Annotated in this window: 20 protein-coding genes; 8 read left to right on the top strand and 12 right to left on the bottom strand. The window is 51.5% G+C overall.

What is annotated here, in order from left to right:
- The 3 genes from LAT75_RS10920 to LAT75_RS10930 form a co-directional block, all read left to right on the top strand.
- The coding region (locus LAT75_RS10920; RefSeq protein ID WP_291482698.1) for a rhomboid family intramembrane serine protease at positions 1 to 354 on the top strand (354 nt) is incomplete at its 5' end.
- A 54-nt stretch (positions 355 to 408) separates the two neighbouring features.
- Positions 409 to 642 (top strand): hypothetical protein, encoded by a 234-nt coding sequence (locus LAT75_RS10925; RefSeq protein WP_291482699.1) that lies wholly within the window; start codon positions 409 to 411, stop codon positions 640 to 642.
- A gap of 5 nt (positions 643 to 647) precedes the next feature.
- Positions 648 to 1,205, top strand: a complete 558-nt coding sequence (locus tag LAT75_RS10930; protein ID WP_291482700.1) for a hypothetical protein — start codon at positions 648 to 650, stop codon at positions 1,203 to 1,205.
- 21 nt (positions 1,206 to 1,226) lie between these two features.
- Here LAT75_RS10930 and LAT75_RS10935 read toward each other — a convergent pair whose 3' ends face one another.
- The 5 genes from LAT75_RS10935 to LAT75_RS10955 all read right to left on the bottom strand — a co-directional run bounded on the left by LAT75_RS10935 (position 1,227) and on the right by LAT75_RS10955 (position 4,733).
- Complete coding sequence (locus LAT75_RS10935; RefSeq protein ID WP_291482701.1) at positions 1,227 to 2,705, bottom strand: sodium:solute symporter family protein; 1,479 nt, start codon at positions 2,703 to 2,705, stop codon at positions 1,227 to 1,229.
- Positions 2,705 to 3,034: a hypothetical protein gene (locus tag LAT75_RS10940; RefSeq protein WP_291482702.1), complete on the bottom strand. Its 330-nt coding sequence runs from the start codon at positions 3,032 to 3,034 to the stop codon at positions 2,705 to 2,707. The genes LAT75_RS10935 and LAT75_RS10940 overlap by 1 nt, the downstream gene beginning before the upstream one ends.
- A 99-nt stretch (positions 3,035 to 3,133) precedes the next feature.
- Positions 3,134 to 3,634 carry a DUF2335 domain-containing protein gene (locus tag LAT75_RS10945; RefSeq protein ID WP_291482703.1) on the bottom strand — a complete coding sequence of 167 codons (501 nt, stop codon included), beginning with the start codon at positions 3,632 to 3,634 and terminating at the stop codon, positions 3,134 to 3,136.
- A gap of 27 nt (positions 3,635 to 3,661) precedes the next feature.
- A complete protein-coding gene (locus LAT75_RS10950) occupies positions 3,662 to 3,907 on the bottom strand; it encodes a hypothetical protein (RefSeq protein WP_291482704.1) in 246 nt (81 codons plus the stop codon).
- A 187-nt stretch (positions 3,908 to 4,094) separates the two neighbouring features.
- Entirely contained in the window at positions 4,095 to 4,733 is a 639-nt protein-coding gene (locus LAT75_RS10955; protein WP_291482705.1) for a hypothetical protein, read from the bottom strand.
- A 149-nt stretch (positions 4,734 to 4,882) separates the two neighbouring features.
- Between LAT75_RS10955 and LAT75_RS10960 the strand changes: the two genes are divergently transcribed.
- The gene (locus LAT75_RS10960) at positions 4,883 to 5,281 is read left to right on the top strand and encodes a DoxX family membrane protein (RefSeq protein ID WP_291482706.1); all 399 of its coding nucleotides are present in this window, start codon (positions 4,883 to 4,885) and stop codon (positions 5,279 to 5,281) included.
- Between the two features lie 104 nt (positions 5,282 to 5,385).
- On the opposite strand, the gene LAT75_RS10965 is transcribed toward LAT75_RS10960, so the two are convergent.
- The 5 genes from LAT75_RS10965 to LAT75_RS10985 all read right to left on the bottom strand — a co-directional run bounded on the left by LAT75_RS10965 (position 5,386) and on the right by LAT75_RS10985 (position 11,108).
- Positions 5,386 to 6,765, bottom strand: a complete 1,380-nt coding sequence (locus LAT75_RS10965; protein WP_291482707.1) for a dipeptidase — start codon at positions 6,763 to 6,765, stop codon at positions 5,386 to 5,388.
- A 150-nt stretch (positions 6,766 to 6,915) separates the two neighbouring features.
- Positions 6,916 to 7,767, bottom strand: coding sequence for a hypothetical protein (locus LAT75_RS10970; RefSeq protein WP_291482708.1), 852 nt, complete (start codon positions 7,765 to 7,767; stop codon positions 6,916 to 6,918).
- Positions 7,767 to 9,599 carry a BatD family protein gene (locus LAT75_RS10975; RefSeq protein WP_291482709.1) on the bottom strand — a complete coding sequence of 611 codons (1,833 nt, stop codon included), beginning with the start codon at positions 9,597 to 9,599 and terminating at the stop codon, positions 7,767 to 7,769. The genes LAT75_RS10970 and LAT75_RS10975 overlap by 1 nt, the downstream gene beginning before the upstream one ends.
- Before the next feature lie 4 nt (positions 9,600 to 9,603).
- The gene (locus LAT75_RS10980) at positions 9,604 to 10,335 is read right to left on the bottom strand and encodes a tetratricopeptide repeat protein (RefSeq protein WP_291482710.1); all 732 of its coding nucleotides are present in this window, start codon (positions 10,333 to 10,335) and stop codon (positions 9,604 to 9,606) included.
- A gap of 20 nt (positions 10,336 to 10,355) precedes the next feature.
- Positions 10,356 to 11,108: a YebC/PmpR family DNA-binding transcriptional regulator gene (locus tag LAT75_RS10985; RefSeq protein WP_291482711.1), complete on the bottom strand. Its 753-nt coding sequence runs from the start codon at positions 11,106 to 11,108 to the stop codon at positions 10,356 to 10,358.
- Positions 11,109 to 11,379: 271 nt separating this feature from the next.
- Between LAT75_RS10985 and bshA the strand changes: the two genes are divergently transcribed.
- The 4 genes from bshA to LAT75_RS11005 all read left to right on the top strand — a co-directional run bounded on the left by bshA (position 11,380) and on the right by LAT75_RS11005 (position 15,525).
- On the top strand, positions 11,380 to 12,528 hold the full coding sequence (gene bshA / locus LAT75_RS10990) for an N-acetyl-alpha-D-glucosaminyl L-malate synthase BshA (protein WP_291482712.1): 1,149 nt from the start codon (positions 11,380 to 11,382) through the stop codon (positions 12,526 to 12,528).
- A 131-nt stretch (positions 12,529 to 12,659) separates the two neighbouring features.
- Positions 12,660 to 13,778, top strand: a complete 1,119-nt coding sequence (locus LAT75_RS10995) for a carboxylate-amine ligase (protein WP_291482713.1) — start codon at positions 12,660 to 12,662, stop codon at positions 13,776 to 13,778.
- A gap of 200 nt (positions 13,779 to 13,978) precedes the next feature.
- Positions 13,979 to 14,479, top strand: a complete 501-nt coding sequence (locus LAT75_RS11000; RefSeq protein WP_291482714.1) for a hypothetical protein — start codon at positions 13,979 to 13,981, stop codon at positions 14,477 to 14,479.
- 176 nt (positions 14,480 to 14,655) lie between these two features.
- Positions 14,656 to 15,525 (top strand): dienelactone hydrolase family protein, encoded by an 870-nt coding sequence (locus tag LAT75_RS11005; RefSeq protein ID WP_291482715.1) that lies wholly within the window; start codon positions 14,656 to 14,658, stop codon positions 15,523 to 15,525.
- Between the two features lie 11 nt (positions 15,526 to 15,536).
- Here the strand turns inward: LAT75_RS11005 and LAT75_RS11010 are convergent, their stop codons facing one another.
- Both LAT75_RS11010 and LAT75_RS11015 read right to left on the bottom strand, forming a co-directional pair.
- Complete coding sequence (locus LAT75_RS11010) at positions 15,537 to 16,679, bottom strand: ATP-binding protein (RefSeq protein ID WP_291482716.1); 1,143 nt, start codon at positions 16,677 to 16,679, stop codon at positions 15,537 to 15,539.
- A 618-nt stretch (positions 16,680 to 17,297) separates the two neighbouring features.
- Positions 17,298 to 18,986: a M56 family metallopeptidase gene (locus LAT75_RS11015; RefSeq protein ID WP_291482717.1), complete on the bottom strand. Its 1,689-nt coding sequence runs from the start codon at positions 18,984 to 18,986 to the stop codon at positions 17,298 to 17,300.
- Between the last annotated feature and the right edge of the window lie 18 nt (positions 18,987 to 19,004).

Below are 19,004 nucleotides of genomic sequence, written 5' to 3' on the forward strand. Positions count from 1 at the left end.
ATTGGTTTGTACCTCGCGGGGCTCGTGCTGGCCAACATCCCCAGCCTATTCCGCCACCGGGACGATCCGCAGTATGCAAGCCTCGGGGCTTCGGGAGCCGTAGGTGCGGTGCTGTTTGTTTTCATTTATTTCTTCCCGATGGAGCCGATTTATCTGTTCTTCATCCCGATCGGCATTCCGGCGGCGGTGTTTGGCGCGGTGTTTATCGGCTACAGTTTTTGGGCACACAAAAAAGCCAACGATCAGATCAACCACGAGGCCCACATCGCCGGAGCCGTAACCGGCCTGCTCTACGTGATGATCATCGTACCCCGCGGCATCGACCATTTGCTGACGTTGCTGGGGATAATTTAGTCATAGTGTTTACTTTGGTAAACGCAATGGCTATCTTGACCAAAATTAAATGCGATGAAGAAACATCCAAATAAAGAAATTCAAAAAGCAATTGAATATGCTCAAACCCAAAGCTGGGTTTTGAAGGATTCAGGAAAGTCGTCACACTCATGGGGAAGACTGATGTGTCCTGAAAGTTCGAGAAATGGATGCGTGATCTCAGTTTGGAGTACGCCCCGCAATCCTGAAAATCATGCTAAGCAGATACTTAAAATGGTCAATAAATGCCCTCATAAAGAACAGGACTGATAATTATGAAAACTTTTGAATTTACGCTGGTACTCGAAATTGATAATATCCCATTAGAGGAAATTGAAGACAAACTATATGAAGCCGGATGTGATGATGCCCTTTTGTCTTTTAGAAATGGTATAGCATATCTGAATTTCGATCGGGAAGCAGATGACCTGGAAAAAGCTGTTGGTTCAGCAATACATCAGGCAGAATCTTCCGGACTGCCTTTGAAGGTTAAGCGGATTGAACCCTCTGATTTGGTCACCGCATCCGAAATTGCCCGGCGTTTAGGGAGAAGCAAGCAGTCGGTTCAGCAGCTGATCTCCGGAGTAAGAGGAGATGGTGATTTTCCGGTACCTTTAGCTGGTTTAACTTCAACTACCTTGATCTGGAGCTGGCAGGAAGTCGCAGATTGGTTCTTCACAAAAAATAAAATAGACAACAAACAAATCTGTGAAGAAGCCCTAATTATGAAAAGTTGGAATGATGTACTTGCTTTAAGAGATAATCAGGCACTTCAGGAATCTTTGGAAAATGTAAAGATTGCTATGAATAAAAATTATAATGTTATAGCCTGAACATCCTCAAAACCTGCCTCTTCACACCACCGGCTTATCCATAAACTTCTGCACGCGTTTGGGATCATCCGGTTTGGTGAGCAGGCTTACGGCGATGAGCAGCAGCACGTTAACAGCGAGGCCGTACACGCCTTCGTGCATATCCCAGGGTTTGAGTGCGGGATTGAGCAGGAAGAAGACATTCACCAGCATGCCGCCGAAGAGTCCGCTGAGGGCGCCTGCTTTGGTTGCACGCTTCCAGTAGAACATCGCAAATACAACCGGGAAAATCTGCGCCACGCCTCCGTAAGAAGCCAGCAGCAGGGCTACGAGGGAGACCTCCGAGGCTACGGCGAAGTAGTAGGAGATGAGGCCGATCACGATGACCAGAATGCGGATGAGCATGCGCTCGGTGCTGTCGCTTACGGGCGTTGCGGTCGCTTTGGAAATGCCGTCGCGTACGCCAACGGAGGCGGCCGAGTGCAGGATGGCATCCCCCGACGACATGGAGGCGGCAAGGGTGCCGGCGCAAAACAAGCCAATCACGATGGCCGGCAGTTCCAGCTGCATGAGTACGTGCGGCAGGATGCTGTCAGCCGGCGTTACGCCCGGAAAAATGAGGATGGCCGAAAAACCGATGATGAGAATCGGAATCAGGAAAATCTGAAAGGTCGGGTACAGCACGATGCTCAGCCGCAGGGAGCGCTCGCTTTTGGCGGCGAAGCTCCGCATGAAAAAGTGCGGCCATACGGAGAACCCGATGGCCGAAACCACAACCGCCGAGCTGAAAGCCGCCCAGTTCCACGGGCTGCCGTCGCCGGCCAGGCCGGGCGCAGCAAGCATCGCGGCCTGACCCGCATCGACAAGGGCTTCAAACATGGGGCCGACCCCGCCGTACAGCGCGAAGGGCAGGTACAGGCCCAGCACCCAGGCGAGCACCATCATAAAAAGCCCCTGAAATGCGTTCGACCAGCCGACGCCCATCACCCCGCTGAAGTACACGTACACCAGTACGATGAGATAGGTAAAGCCCGCGCCGGCCCATTCCGGGATGCGGCCTTCCGAAATAACGCTCAGCACGAAGCCGGCGCCCTTCATCTGAATGGTGAGGTAGGGGATGAACACCACAACGCTGAGCACGGCGAGCATCACCGACATCAGCCGGCTGTCGAAGCGGTCGGAGAGCAGCTCGGCCTGCGTTACGTAGCCGTACTTCTTGCCGAGGCGCCAGGCCCGCGGACCAAAAAAATACAGCGGGATGATGCCCGTAACCCCGAACCCGATAATGTAAAAGGCCGCCGCGCCGCGGGAGTACGCCCAGCCGGGCCCGCCCAGAAACGCAAAGGCGGAAAAGATCGAGGCACCCATCACAAAATAGAGCAGCATCACATTCATGCTGCGGTCGCCGGCCACGTAGCCGTCCACGCTTTTGGAGATGCGGAGGCCCGGAATGATGCCGGTAATGAGGGAAATCAGCAGGTAAATGCCAACAACGATGAGGATAACGGTTCCGGTTTCCATCAGTTTGGCTCTCCGTTTTGGCCCTTGCTTTCGGCCTGATACTCTGCCCGAACCCGCTCGTTGTGTTCGCGGTCGAGCCGCGTATTATCGGTGATGTAGAGGTACACCATGCCGGCGAAGGCAAGCAGCAGCATGAGCGTGAGCCATGCAAAAGACAGCGGCAGGCCCAGAATAAACGGCTCTGCTCCGGAGAAGACCGCATACAGCGGCCAGATGACACCAAGCTGAATGAATAGCCCCAAAAGGCCGAAAACGAGGCGGTTGTTGGGGTACCAGGTGCCAAAAAAAAGAAAATAACCCGGTTTTCGGGATGCAGGCTTACGGGACATGGTGCAGGTTAGCGTAGTTAGTTCAGTAAAATCGGTGACAGGAGCTAAAGGCTGCCAAACACTCAGCCTGCGGGAATATAGGGCTGCGGGCTTAAAGCTTCATGCTGTTTTTTTATCTCTGCTCCGGCCAAGGAATTCAGAAACTAAACCCGACAGTCCAACACCACTTACAATTGTACCTGCGACTTCGAAACCGTTAAGAATGCAAATTACACCCCCTGAAATTGCAAAAACGGCAATAATTCCAGCAAAGTACTGTCCGCGCTGTTTGAGCTTAAATGACTCCTGAATGAGTTTGTTGTCTCTGTTATGTGCATACTTTTGCTCCTCAAGTGCCATCTGTTTTATTAGCTCAGCAAAATCCGGTGCAACACGGATGTAATGCTCCAAAATATCAGGAGGAGGGAAGGGGCCTGATATTTTTCGGGTACTGCTTTCAGAAATCTCTATGTGAATGATTTCTTTAAGTAATGAAAGAAGCTCTTTTCTCTTACCATCCGGAATGTCGTCAAAAACATCCGGGTCAGTTTTCAACAGTTTTTTTTCTAATTCCTTCTCGGAAAATTCATCCGCAGTTTCATGGTTTTCCTTGTCAGGCATACTGTTAATGCTAAAGCTTAAAAAAGATTATTTACGCAAGGATTTACCTTTATCTCTAAATGAGGCAGATGAAATATCAGCGTTCTGACCGGCAGCATGAGACTCAGAGGTGAACTTTGTTACTGACGAGCGAATATAGTAGGCTGCTTTCCCCCAATAGCTGTCTATGGAATCTTGCGCACCGGGGTATTGGTCAAAATCGTTAAAGAAATTATTGCCATGAAGATCGAATGCAGAACCCATGCCGTGCAGAAAGTCTTTTTTATAATTCATTTGAAGCTATGTGGGTTATGAGGCAATTTTAGTGATTTGGAATATATAAAATCTAAATTAATCAAAGACGCTCAATATCAGCAACTCTGCAGTCAATAAAACTTAATCGCGTTTCAAAAGGCAGGCGCATGAGCAATTTGGTTTTGAAAGAGACATAAAGGCCTCAATCATCACTGAAAAAGAAGGCCTAACTTTTGGGGGATAGCTTTAAAATATACGTATCCGGACGGTCTGTGTCTTTATCAAACCCGATCTTCCGCAAGTACCCCGCGTAGTTGGGGTCGGTGGTGCGGGAGCGGATTTCGGTGATGCCTTCGCCGATGAAATGTTCCCGGTTTTCGCGCCACAGGTGTGCGGCTACCTTGAAATCGCGGTACTGCGGGGTCGCGTAGTCGAGGGCAACGTGGAAGCAGCCGGCTTCAACGCGGCCGAGAATGAGGCCTGCCGGTGCCATGTTGCGCAGCACGAAGTAGCCGTGTTCGCTAGCGTCGGCCTCGTTTTGGAAATCCGGGTAAAACTGCGCGATGTCCTTCCGGTAAAAATTGAGAAAAGCGTTGAGGTAGGCATCGGGCTGATCGATGGGCAGGATGCGGAAGTACTCGCTGCTGCGGTAAATCTGCAGGAGGAAATAAACGTTGATAAGCACGATGAAGGCGTTCATGCCGGCTACCGGCCACGAGCCGATCAGGTAGCCGTACACCGCAAAGGTTGCCGCGCCAATCATATTTACGATGCGCAGCGGCACAATCCGGCTCATCATCAGGGAAACGGCTACAAGTACGGAGGCCACATAGCCGATGAGTTCATACACAAAAGCGGAATCCATCAGTAAATCGAATCAATAAGTTCTGAGAAAAAAGGAACTCCAAAGGTACGAAATCTGCGGAACTAAACCGGCAGCCGAAAACTTATGCGGGTACTGCTGCTGCTGTTCAGGCGCAGGAGCCCATACACCGATAAAAAATAAATCTGCTTATGACCGCCGTCGCTCTTCTTTCCAAAGCCCAAAAGCCGTTCCGGATTTTTTTCGGGGCAGGCCTCATCGCCGCGGGCCTGTATCACTTCATCAACCCTGAATTTTATTACCCGATGATGCCGCCCTGGTTTCCGGTTCCGGAGCTGCTCAACCTTGCGGCCGGTGCCGCGGAGGTGGTGTTAGGTGCCGGACTCCTCCTGAGTAAATGGGCGCGCCGGGCATCATACGGCGTGATCGCGCTGATGGTGCTTTTCATTCCGGTGCACGTGTACATGGTTCAGGTTGGGGGGTGCATGTCGGAGGCGGTCTGCCTGCCGCTTTGGGCGGCCTGGGTGCGGCTGATTGTGCTGCATCCGCTGATTATGCTCGCGGCATGGTGGGCCGGGCAGCGGGAGTAGCGGTGAGCGGGCAGCTCCCCGCCATAAAAAAAGGAAACCCGTTAATCAGGTTTCCTTTTTTTTGTTTTTAACGATGGATGTGCTTCCGGGCCTGACCGGAGTGCTTAGTCTTTTTCAAACTCCGGCAGTACTTCCAGAAAGCGGGCGGAGGTTTTGATGCCCCGGTGGAAGTCTTCGAGGCTGAAATGTTCGTTGGGGGAGTGGATGGCATCCGTGTTAAGGCCAAAGCCCATCAGGATGGTATCAACGCCGAGCACATTTTTGAAGTCAGCTACAATGGGGATTGAGCCGCCTTCGCGGGCCATGAGCGGTTCCTTGCCGTACACATCTTTGTAGGCTTTGCCCGCAGCTTTAAGGCCGTAGAAATCGATGGGGGTCATGGCCGGGTGCCCGCCGTGGTGCGGGGTTACTTTCACCCTAACGCCTTCTGGCTTTATTTTGTTGATGTGTGCGGTAAACAGCTCGGCAATTTTATCAGGATGCTGATTTGGCACAAGCCGCATGCTGATTTTCGCCCCGGCTTGAGCCGGCAGTACTGTTTTTGCGCCTTCCCCCTGATAGCCGCCCCACATACCGTTCATATCGAGGGTAGGCCGTGCAGACTTGCGTTCAAGGGTACTGTAGCCCTGCTCGCCGTTAACGCTTTCAATGCCGATAGAAGCCTTCCAGCCTTCTTCGTCGAAAGGAAGCTTCCGGTAGGCTTCGCGCTCTTCATCGCTGAGGTCGAGTACATCATCATAAAAACCGGGGATCTGAATCACGCCGTTTTCGTCCTTAAGCTGCGCCACTATTTCGCACAGGGCATTCAGCGGGTTGGTGAGCGCGCCACCGTACACGCCGGAGTGCAGGTCGCGGTTCGGACCAAAAACTTCGAGTTCCATATAAGCGAGGCCGCGCAGGCCGTAGGTAATGCTTGGGGTATCTTTGGCAAACATGGCAGTATCTGAAACAAGTACCATGTCGCAGGCGAGTTCTTCTTTGTGTTTTTCGAGGAAGGGTACGAGGTTGGGTGAACCGATTTCCTCCTCTCCTTCGATGATGATCTTGACATTTACCGGCAGCTTTTCGCCGCTTTTGAGCCAGGCTTCAAGGGCTTTAACATGGATGTAAGCCTGACCCTTATCGTCGCTTGCGCCACGTGCATAGACTTTGCCGTCTTTCTCGACCGGCTCGAAAGGAGGGGAAGTCCACAGGTTCAGCGGATCGGGCGGCTGTACGTCGTAGTGTCCGTAAATGAGCACGGTTGGTTTGCCGGAGCCGGCGTGCAGGTAGTTGGCCATCACAACCGGATGGCCCGGTGTTTCAACGATTTGCACATGCTCCATCCCTGCGCTGCTCAGCTGAGCCGATAGGAATTCTGCTGCTTTGCGTACTTCGGCTTTTAGGGCGGAATCGGTGCTTACGCTCGGTATGCGAAGCAAATCGAATAGCTCCTGATTGAAGCGTGGCTGGTTAGCATCTATAAAATCAAAAATTCTGGACATATCACAATAATCAAAGGTTTAAAAAAAAAGCTTAAAACAGGCTTCAAAGGTAGGGTAAACTGCGTGGGCTTCCAAACCAGCCTGTTTACCGTATGAAGATAAATAAGTGTGTTAACTTCTTAGGTGTAGTTAGAATGGCGGATTGTGGCATCAGAATGAAATAAACATGCGGGCCGATTCTGCGGGAATCCAGCCGCTCATGCCGTTACTCAGCTGTACATTGAGATAACCGGGCTGTAGTTTTGAAGTATCCCGGTCTTTTACAAAACGGAACCCCGGTGAAAGCTCAAGCAGTACTCTGCTCTGCATACCCGGTGCTTCTCTCAGGCTAACCTGCTCCTGAACAACAAGTCCGGCTTCATAGCGGTCAGATACAGACCATAGCCAGTAGCAGCTTGCAGATACCGGCAGCAACGCAAGGAATGAAAAAAGAACTGCATACCGGAGGTTTGTGCGCCATTTGGGATAAAACCATTGTGCAGCCCAGCCCAGCAGGCAAATGTTGAATAAAAGCAGGCTCAAAAACAAAAAAGGTGCGAAACCGGTATCAAAAAGGAGACGGTAGCGCCAGGTCCAGGTGTTAAGTACGGGGATTTCGCCAAAGCGCTGAAACAGCCGCTCACTTACAAAATCCCGGGCTTCAAGCGCATTTGCTCTCACTTCCGGAAATGCCGAAGCTTGTTGGAAATAATATAAGGCCTTTCCCTGCTGCTGCAGGTGTTTGTGCGCAAGACCCATATTCAGAAACAGCGGCCCGGAATACTGGCCCTGCGATTCTATTTCATAGTAGCGATCGAGCGCCTGCCGGTAGTTGCCTTCGGCAAGAAAGTAGTTCCCCTCATTAAAGAGAAGCTGTGGGTCAGTACCGCCTGACTGAGCAGCTGCATCGGCTTTTCCGGTAAAAAAAAGTACCGGAACAAGGTGAAAAAGGATGAACAGGCCTGGCAGGGTCAAAATCCCGAGGCCGGGAAAGTAATTACGAAACCGGAATGAACAGCGCATTAATCAAATAGTTTTTCGAGTTCATCCAGTATGCCTTCGCACTCGGCCCGGTCGAAACGGTAATTATCGAGGGATGCCTGCGTGCCGAAACTCATTTCTGTTGTGCGTGTGAACATCCAGCGCAGCCGGTTGTACAGCATGGGTTCGGGCCGAAGCTGCTGCTGCAGGGCCGTGAGGATTTTGGTGTCGGGATAATTGGCCTCCGGCATCTGCATGCGGTGAATTGCATAAACTGAAACTGCCCGGTTGAGGGATTTATATGCTTCTTTTGGGTCGCCTGCGCCGGCCTGAGCATCAGCAAGGGAAAGGTGATGTTGCGCGGTTTGAAGTGCTTTTGATGCACGAATTTTTTCAGGCTGCATTCGTTGCTGATCAAGCTGTGTTTTCAGGGTCCATGCGTAGGCGAAAAGCCCGAGAGGCAGCAGGAACATAAAGCCAAAAACCAGGTTTCGCAGCATGTTCCGGGGCTCGGCTCTTACCCAGCTTACGGCGCCGGTCCAGGGTGAAATGTTGAGTTGCTGAAGGCCGGCAGCGGCAATTTCAATGCCCGGGTCGTGTAACACACGTACCTGAACTGCCGGGAGCTGCTGAGATCGGTAACGCCTGCTGCGCGGATCGAACCAGGATACGGAAGCGGCAGGCACTTCGAACAGACCGGTTTCACGGGCAACCAATACGTCGGTAAATGTCTTTGAACCACTGATGCCGGCCGCTGACTTTTGGATATTGAGGTTTTCCCCGGGCTGGAAAATATCGAATCCTTCGGGCAGGTTAAATTGGGGGTGATCTACCAGAGATACGTTTCCGCGCCCAACGAAAGAGGTTTCAATATTGAGAGGCTCTCCGATTTTAATCTCTGTATCAGGCACTTCACGGCTCACGCTGAACTGCCCGACGGCACCGCTAAACCCTTCCGGCTGAGGCGAGGGCAGCGGGCGTACGTTAAGATCAACGGTTTGGGTTCGCAGGCGAACGGACCGCTGGGAGCGGCCAAAGTTTTCGACAAAGCGGGATGCATCGCCAAAGCGGCTTACAGGCCGCATGTTTACGGTTACATTGTAGCCGCCGATGGAAACCTCCCCGGAGCGAGTCGGGAAAAGGGAATAGCTCATGAGTTCGGCCCGTCGAAAGGGCTGCCCTCTCACGGTTACGTTTTCGGCTCTCGGCCCCTGTTCTTCGGTAAGCCGCTCGAGCCAGAACCCGTCGGTGCGCCAGGTTGATGAAGGCTGATACGAAATAACGCTTATATCCTGATGAAAGTAGAGCACAACTTTGGCCTGAACCTGCTCGCCCCGAAAGGGACTCTGATTTGAGACCTCGAGCCGGATAAAAATATTATCGTCAGCATTTTCCTGATGAAGCTGATCACGGCCGAGCACAGTTACCTGCAGCGGGTTTGTGGTAAAAGCCTGATTGTTCATGGTAATGCTAACCGCCGGTATGGTATGCTCCCCTTCGCGCATAGCTTCAAGGGTGTATCGGAAACCGATGGTAGAAAAGTGCCGGCCGTCGCGTACATCAAAACTTGACGTACGGGTTGGGGTAGCAGAAATGATGCGCAGGCCTTCCACAGGTTCCAGCTCAGGCCGCTGTACATTTTCGACTCTGCTGCCCGTAATTTCCACCGCAACGATGAACCGTTCTCCGACAAAAACCCTTTCGGAGGTAGTCGTTAAGCGGGCCTGAACCCCGTCGGGCTGAGTATTTACCGCAACTGCATCTCCCGCCCAAAAAAACAAAAAAAACAATACAAGTCTGAAAGCTAAACCGGCATGCACCGGTTCCGGACTGAGCGGGGGCTTTGGGGCAGAGAGGGTAGAATAATGGGGCATCGCTTTACCAGTCTTTCTCCTGCGTTTGCGCGGGAGGGGTGAGGTCTTTGAGGAAATCGCGTATCAGCTCACGCTCACGGTTTGTGATGGCATTCAGAATCTGCTGTGCTTCCTGCTGCGACATTTCTCCGGGCCTTGGTTCCGGCTCGGTATCCTCGGGGCTTTGGCGGCTGTCTGAGGGGTCTGACTGCTGCTCTCCCGGCCGGCCTTCACCCTCTTCAGGGTCACTTTCCTGTTGCTGCTCACTTTGGTCGGCGTCCTGTGTGTCTTGCTGCTGTTGCTGCTGCTCATCAGGAGGCAGTTCTTGCTGGTCTTCCTGCTGCTGCCCGAGCTGCCTCAAAGCAAACTCGTAGTTGTGAATGGCGTCTTCATCGGCCGGATTTTGGAGCAATGCCATACGGTAAAGTTCAGCTGCCGCCTCCCAGTTTTCTGCTTCTGCAAAGATATTTCCTATGTTGTAATCTGCGAAAGCCCGCAGCCCGGGGTCACGTTCAACCATCCGGAACCGCTCGAAAGCCTGAACGGCTTCTTCCTGCCTGCCCAGCAATGTAAGCGTTGTTGCATGGTTGAAATATAGCCGGGAATCGTTGGGGTTATCGTTGATGGCTTCTCTGAAGAGCCGTTCAGCTGTTTGAAAATCCCGATTTTCGAACGCTTCATTAGCCTGCCGTGCCCGGTCGGGTACGGAGGCCGTCAGTAAAAAAAGCAGCAGAGAAAAAATCGGGATGAGGCGCATTACAGGCGGGCTGGAAGAGATTACATGTTTTCGGCTATAGACATCACTTCGTCGCTCATGCTCATGTTGGTGAACACGTTCGTAACATCGTCGAGGTCTTCGAAGCGGTCCATCAGTTTGAGGTTGGCTGCGGCAGTTTCGGCATCAACAGCTACTTCGGTCGCAGGCAGGCGCTGAAGCTCGGCGGTTGCAATTGTGTAACCTGCTTCTTCGAGGCCGGTACGCACAGCATAAAGCTGCTCGCGGGTTGTAGTTATTTCAAAAACATCACCTTCAGCCTTAACATCATCGGCGCCGGCATCTATGGCAGCGAGCATCACCTCATCTTCATCTAACCCTTTTTTTTCTATCGAGATGATGCCTTTTTGTTCAAAAAGAAAGGCGACTGAGCCTGATGTACCCATGTTTCCGCCATTTCTTGAGAATGCATGCCGGATTTCCCCAACAGTCCGGTTGTTGTTATCGGTAGTACACTCCACAAAATAAGCTACACCACCGGGGCCGTAGCCCTCGAAAGTAACTTCTTCGTAGCTCTCGCCCTCAAGTTCACCGGTGCCTTTTTTGATGGCCCGCTCAATATTTTCTTTGGGCATGTTAACCGATTTGGCATTTTCGATAGCCAGACTCAAACGTGGGTTCGCGCCGGGATCGCCGCCGCCTTCCCGCGCTGAAACGGTTAATTCGCGGATAATTTTTGTGAAAGCCTTTGAACGGGCTGCATCTTGGCGGGCCTTACGGTGCTTGATATTGGCCCATTTGGAATGTCCTGCCATACAAATTGAACGCTTTTGGTTAAGGGTGATGCTGTTTTAGGATTCAGAAACAACAATGAGGCTTTAAAGACCTTGCTAAACAGCGGAATATACAAAGAAAGCGCTGTTCTGTGAAGATTGTTCGGGTTCAGAAAGCTTGCTTGACTGAACGGTAAAATAATGCCATGAAACGACCCGAACCCGGTGTGTATGTCTCATCCCTTAAAGGAACGTAACACACTAAAAAGCGGTATAATACAGTACCGTCAAAATTGTCATTTCATTATCGCACATGAACATCGGAATCGTTTGTTATCCAACCTACGGCGGAAGCGGCGTAGTAGCAACTGAACTTGGAATAGGGTTGGCCAAGAGGGGGCATAAGGTACATTTTTTAAGCTATGCCCGCCCGCAGCGCCTCAATGAATTTGAGCATAATATTGATTTTCATGAAGTTGCTGTTAATGTTTACCCCTTATTTGAATATCCGCCCTATGACCTTGCGCTTGCCAGCCATATGGTGAATCTTATAAAGTATCAGAAACTCGATGTGCTTCATGTGCACTATGCCATTCCGCACGCTACAAGTGCGTACCTGGCCAAAAAGATTTTAGGCGAAGAAGGCAAACGGGTTGCCGTGCTCACTACCCTTCACGGAACCGATATTACGATTGTAGGGTCCGACCCCAGCTATCTGCCTGTTGTGGAGTTTTCTATTAACCAAAGCGACAGCGTTACTGCGGTTTCCGAGTACCTGAAAAAGGAAACGTACGAGAAATTTGGCATCACAAGAAACATTCATGTAATTCCCAACTTTGTTGACCTTGACCGCTTTAAGCGCATTGAGCGTTCACATTTCAAAAAGGCCATTTGCCCTGATGGTGAATTTGTGATGACGCATGTTTCCAATTTCCGGAAAGTTAAGCGCGTGACCGACGCTGTTGAAGTATTCAGCAAGGTTCTGGAAAGCGGGATTAAGGCAAAACTTCTCCTCGTGGGCGATGGCCCCGATCGTGTGAATGTTGAGGCACGCTGCCGCGAGCTTGGCGTGTGCGATCATGTGCGTATGCTGGGCAAGCAGGAAAAAATAGAAGAGATTCTTTCAATTTCGGATGTGTTTCTGATGCCCTCCGGTTCTGAAACCTTCGGTCTTGCTGCGCTTGAAGCAATGAGCTGCAGCGTACCGGTTATCAGCTCTGACGTGGGAGGGCTGCCCGGCCTGAACCTCGACGGAAAAACAGGCTATGTTCGTGCCCTTGGCGATGTTAATGGCATGGCAGAAGCCGCAATTGCAATGCTGCAGAACCCTGAGCTCCACCAGTCTCTGTCGCAGCAGGCCCGGGCACGCGCAGAACAGTTTGAGCTCAATACGATAGTAGCCGAGTACGAATCTCATTATGAGCGGGTACTTGAAAAGGTAAGACAGGGAAGCATAGCATAGCATAGCATAGCATAGCATAGCATTTAGTGTAATTTTTTCCGGCCAAATTGCCCGGCACACTATTGCATCTAATCTTGGATTACATTATTTAACGGCTCCATTCAGAGTCATCAAAAAAATGATGTGCAGCTATGCCAAGAACCAATTACAACTTTACAATCGGGATTGAAGAGGAGTATCAGATTGTCAATCCTGAAACCCGTGAATTAAGCTCAGCGATAGAGAATATTCTGAAAGACGGTCAGGATTCGCTCGGCAATCAGATCACAACAGAGCTCATGCAGTGCCAGGTAGAAATCGGCACGCGGGTGTGTAACAGCATTCAGGAAGCTAAGGAGCAGATTATCTCCGTTCGCCGTGCTGTTGATACGCTTGTTCGAAAGCACGGTCTGAGAATTATTGCTGCCGGCACCCACCCGTTTTCTGAATGGTCCAAGCAGGACATGACCCACCGTGCAAGGTATCGGGGCCTTGAGCTCGAAAACCGCGTACTCGCCCGGCAACTGCTTATTTGCGGCATGCACATGCACATTGGTATTGAAGATGATGATGAGCGGATCGATCTGATGAATCAGCTTAGCTACTTTTGCCCCCACCTGTTGTGCCTTTCTACGAGCTCTCCGTTTTGGTCGGGCTACGACACCGGTCTTAAATCCTACCGCAGCGTAATATTTGAGTGCCTTCCCCGAACCGGAATTGCACCCGTGTTCCGTTCCTGGAACGACTATCAGGAATACCTGCAGGTGATGATGGACACAAACTGTATAGACGAGCCTACCAAAATTCGCTGGGATCTCAGGCCCTCACCCAAATACCCCACGCTTGAGTTTCGTATTGCTGATGTATGTACGCGTGTTGATGAAGCCATTGCCCTCTGCGCCATTAAAGTTGCTCTTGTGGCCAAATTAATGAAGCTGCGCCGCAACAATCAGTCCTGGCGTATTTACCGCAAAGAGCTTATTCAGGAAAACAAGTTCCGCGCGCTGCGCTACGGCTTTGACGGTAAACTCCTGGATCTTGGCCGCCACAGAGAAGTTGATGCACGTAAACTTATTTTTGAACTCCTCACGTTTATTGATGATGTAGTTGATGACCTCGACGTGCGTGAAGAAATCGGTTATGTTCATAACATTCTTGCTGAGGGAACATCTGCTGACAGGCAGCTTAAAGTTTATAAAGAAACCGGTGATCTTAAAGCAGTTGTGGATATGCTAATTGAAGAAACCATGATGGGTGTGTATGAACATTAAGCTCAGCCCGACATATTAGTATTAAGGAATAGTAGCAGTATATGAAACTTTGCACATTTGAGTAAATCCGGGCGCAGCTGCTTGTATCTGTTTTTAATCTCTTGCAGGAGTGATAATTTAAGTTTGTATATTATGAACACCTTAATTGCATGCATCGCTATATTCCTGAATAGCACCACTTATTAAACCATACAAACGAGATGGCAAGTTCTACCTTTAAAGAACTGAGGCGAAAATACAATACACAGATTGTATTTGTGCTGGCATTGGCAGTATTAATGTTCCTGGTTGTACTCTCGGCCTTGTTATTTCACATCAAAGGGATACCGGTATATCCGATACTTTTTCTTGGGTTCGGAGTACTGCTGGCAAGCGCTTATTACACAGCCCGACGGGCGAATCATGTAGTAGTAAGTGTGGCAAGCACTGCTATTCTCGGAGCGCTTTTTGTTGGCATAGGTTTTCAGCTATTTATAAAGCTACATGTTTACACGTTTTGGTTTCAGACGATTCAGGCATTGAATTATATGCTTATTTCCTTGGCAGTGGCAGCAGTTGGGGCAATTATTGGTGTATTCGGTGCTCAGATCGCATTCCGGAGAAATTACAGAGCTATTGAGGAAAAACGCCGTGAGCGCTACAAAAACCGTTACGGTGAAAACATGCCTCACCCCGATTTTATAAAGTCAAAAACAACGTAGGCAGTACCCGGTAGCTGTTTTCTGTGAGAGCCTGAACGGATTTAGCATCTGTTCAGGCTTTTTCACTTTGTGAACATAGTAAACGATGAAGGTTTTGCTGGGGTTAATGCTGATCCGTTTAAAGTACGGCCCTCTGATCAGTCGCGCTGTTTTTCCGATCACCCAATAACCATCTTATGAAATTCATTCTTATGAAATTCATTTTACTGAGCTTCACGCTGTTTTTGATGATTGCCGCCTGCAGCAGTGAGCACACACATGATTCTGATACCTACACCGATGCCATGGCGCATGAGCACCATAATGATATCCCCGTACCATCGGTAGCCGCTTCGTATGAGCCGAATCAGCCGGTAACTTCCCGGATGGTCGCTTATGGTGAAGCCGGCGAACTGTTGCTGCGCGGCTTTCTGGCTGAGCCGGAAGATGCCGAAGCCGGTGCCGCTATCCCTTCCGCAATTTTAATTCACGAATGGTGGGGGCTGAATGAAAATATCCAAACCATGGCCCGCCGCCTTGCCGGGGAAGGCTACCGGGTGCTCGCAGTTGATTTCTATTTTGGTGAAGTAGCTGAGAATCCGCAGGAAGCGCAGGGGCTGATGCGCAGCGCCATGGCCAACTTTGATGCCGGTATCTCGAACCTTTCTCAGGCAGCAGGCTTTCTTGCCGACGCCGGCAGCTCTTCTGTTGGGGTGATGGGATGGTGCTTCGGCGGCGCATGGACCCTTAATGCCGCCATTGCCATTTCCGATCAGCTCGATGCGGGCGTGATTTACTACGGCCGTGTGAACACCAACCCGGAGGAGCTTGCCCGCATTGATATCCCGCTGCTCGGTATTTTCGGGGAAGCAGACGGCGGCATTCCCGTTGAGGGCGTCCGTGAGTTCGAAGCCCTTCTCGGGGAGCTTGGCAAGCAGGCCGAAATCCACATTTACGCGGATGCCGACCATGCCTTTGCCAATCCTTCCGGCACGCGCTACCTGCCGGAAGCCGCCGCCGATGCCTGGGAGAAAACCCTCGAATTTCTGGCCCGCAACCTCAATTAAGACTCCTGCTATCAGATAAATTCGTACCAGTTTTCGCTGTGAACGACTTCAAAAGCCGCTTCCGGGTATGCATTCGCAAAACCCAGGGGTGGCTTTACTTTTTTTGACGGCAGCCGCCATTTCATCTCAAAAGCACGGAGCCCGTTCTCATCCTGCTCAATCAGGTCCACTTCCTGCCGGTCGTAGGTTCGCCAGAAAAACAGCTCCGTATCGCGCAGGTTCGTGCGGTGCATTTTGAGCCGCTCGCTCACGATGAAGTTTTCCCACAGTGCCCCGGCATCCTGCCGCAGTTCCATCGGTTTGAAATCACCGATAATGGCATTCCGGATGCCGGTGTCGCAAAAGTACCACTTCTTGCTTTTGGCCACCTCTTTGCGCAGGTTTTTATGATACCCGCCCAGCGGAAAAATGACGTACGCATCCCAAAGCAGCTCCATGTAGCGCTCAACCGTATTTTTGCTCATGCCGAGCGTATTGCCCAGCTCCTGAAACGACACCTCCTGACCAACCTGCCAGGCCAGCAGCTGTAGTAGTTTCCTCAGCTTATCGGTTTCCCGCAGCTCGTTGAGCATCAGCACGTCTTTGAGCAGGTAGGAGCGCAGTATTTCCTTGAGATAAATTTTGCGGTCCTGCGGGTGCTCCATGAAAACAACCTCCGGGTAGCTGCCGAACAGAATACGGTCCGTGAGCTGTTTGCGCAGTTCAATACCGGACCATGCAGCGCGCAGCTCGGCCATCGAAAACGGGTAGAGTTCGAGGTCGGTTTTTCGGCCTGTAAGCGGTTCGCCGGTGGTTTGGCTTAGCGTGAGGGAGGATGAACCCGTGAGCAAAATCCGTACGCCTTTTACCTCATCGGCAATTAGTTTCACCATAAGCCCGATATCGGGAATAACCTGCGCTTCATCGATAATGAGCAGATCTGTTTTCCCGAACAGGTTCCGGTAATTGCGCACAGACTGATCGGCCAGCAGGCTGCGGGTGTCCATATCTTCAGCATTGAGGAAGTCCGAGCGTCCGTCGAATTCCTGCTGAATCTGCCTTGCGAGCTCTGTTTTTCCGGTTCTGCGGGCGCCTTTCAGCAAAACGACCCGCTGCGGCCGAAGCCAGCGCAGCACTGCCGCCTTAACCGTTCTGTCGATAAATGGAGGATTCATGCTTATGAAATGACTGAATTAACGTAAATTGCGTCAGTTAACTGACGCAATTTACGTTAATTCAGTCAGTAAGTCCACTATTTGTTGCTTTTTTTGCTTCACTGCACAGAAACGCTGCGCTATGCCAGCTTGGGTGAAATGCGGGCTGAACCAGTCTTCATCCGATTGCCTCCGGTGTGTTGTGAACGGCAATAGGTGTGATAGAAGCAGGAGAGGAAACTAACAGGTGGACCAAAACCAAAAAGCACGGGACATGCCGCAGGTTTGGGGGTGTTCACAAGCACGAAAGACCGTGATGCCCACGGAGTCCCCCACCAAAAAAACAGTCAGGAATTAGCCAATGCAAATCCCTTTGTTAAGGAAATTAGCTGCCTGAATTGAAGAATAGTGTCCGTGAATTGACTGTATTTACGTTAATTGAGTCTGTTTAGTGACGCAATTTACGTTAATTTGGTCAGTTTGTTTTGAATCTCAACTGCTGCCTGATTAATACATTGCAGGCAGGCAGGTAAACAGATCATAAAACGGATCAGCGACTATGCAACAAAAAAGCCCGGAACTCTTCAGAGAACCGGGCCTGGGTTAAACAAATGGTTAAGCGAGGATCAAAAACACATGCTAATACGCGTTGAGAACCGCTGTACCCGGCTGAGTGGTTTCTGGCATAGATGCACTGTCGCCCAGGCGGAACACAACGGGCTGTGTCATTTGCACCTTAACGGGCCTTCCGCGCTGAATGCCCGGGGTGAACTGCATTTGAGATATGGCCTCGAGCGCAGCTTCATCAAGCCCGCCGGCACCCGCGCTGCGCACTACCGTGGGGTTGATAACATTTCCTTCCTCATCAACAATAAACTGCAGAATTACCCGGCCTTCGATGCCGGCGCGCCTTGCCATGTCGGGGTAACGGAGGGCGTTGAAAAGGGCGAGCTGCCCGCCGATCATCTGCGGCATTTCTTCTACGACTACAAAGACGTCGCTGCTTTCGCTTTCACCGAGAACAGGCGGCGGAGGCGGGGAGAGGCTCTCAATAACGGCGATGGCACGGCTTGCCTGTCCGTTGTCGATCAGCATGAGTACGTTGCCTAACTCCTGGGCAGTGTCGCGCATGAACTGCACGGTTTGCGGATTTGTGCTTGCCGTGGCTTCTTCAATACCGCGGAGCAGGTTTTGGCGATCTTCTGCAATGCGCTCACGGAACTCCCGGAGGGTTATGGTTTGGCCATGAAGTTCAATGCTGTCGTCTAAGTTCACGACTGTACCCGAAGGATCAGCGTTTTGCGTGAGGTCGGAACAGGCCATTACGCCTGCAATCATGAGCATCAGCGCGGCTGATGCGAGTAAGCTTTTTTTCATAGTAATCATAGTAGGTTGGGTGGTGTTGGCTTGGATGGTGTTCAGGTTGCGGATGCGGCGCAGAAGCTTGTGCTCTTCTGCCATCGCAGCCCTGAATTGTGGTTTTTCGCGCTCAAGCAGCGCAAAGCGGTACAGCAATTCTGCATAGGTGGCCTCACTTTCGCCGTTTATGCGCAGCACTTCGCGGTCGCAGGAGACTTCCCGGTAATAGGCCGCCTGCCGGTAGAGCAGGTGCACGAGCGGGTGCATCCAGAAAAGGTGGCGGATAAACAGCTCCCCGAGGTGTGCGGCATAGTCGTTTCGGGCGATGTGAATCATCTCGTGCGTGAGAATGAGCCGCAGCTGCCCGGCATCCCCGTTTTGGAGGCTTTGAACCGGCAGTACAATTACCGGCCTGAAAATGCCTGTTGTGAACGGGATGGCGGCTTCGTCAGACCGGAAGAGCCGCACCCGGCGGCTGATGTTCAGCGTTTTGCGCAGCGTTTCGGCCTGCTGAATGAGCTGTGGTGAAGTGACCGGCTCGGCTTTGCCGAGGCTGTGCTTGAGCCGGGCGTAAATGTAGAGCAGGCGAATGAGCCCGGCCGTTACGGTTGCTGCCAGCAGGACTGCAAAGAGCAGCGTAAGCGAAAACGGACCGGCAGCGGACTGAGACTCCGTTGCCTGGGAAGCTGCGGCAGTGTCGGCCGAACCGGCAGAACTAATGCTGATTTCAGGCAGTACAGCCGTAAAAAGCCAATTATTGATAGCGGGGACAGGCTGAAAAACGGCGGGTATGGTCAGGAAGGGCGCCAGCAGGAGCCCGGCGGGAAGGGCAATGAGGATTGCTGTGCTCAGGTGATAGTTCAGCAGCGGACTGCCGTTTTGGTTGAAACGGAGCACGAGCAGCATCAGCAGGGCGAAGACCGTCCAGATCAGCAGGGCCGGGGTGAGGGAGAAGAGCAGGGTTTCCATAGCTTAGCTGCCCCCGCG

The sequence above is a fragment of the Cyclonatronum sp. genome (assembly GCF_022565315.1).
Classification (GTDB): Bacteria; Bacteroidota; Rhodothermia; order Balneolales; family Cyclonatronaceae; genus Cyclonatronum.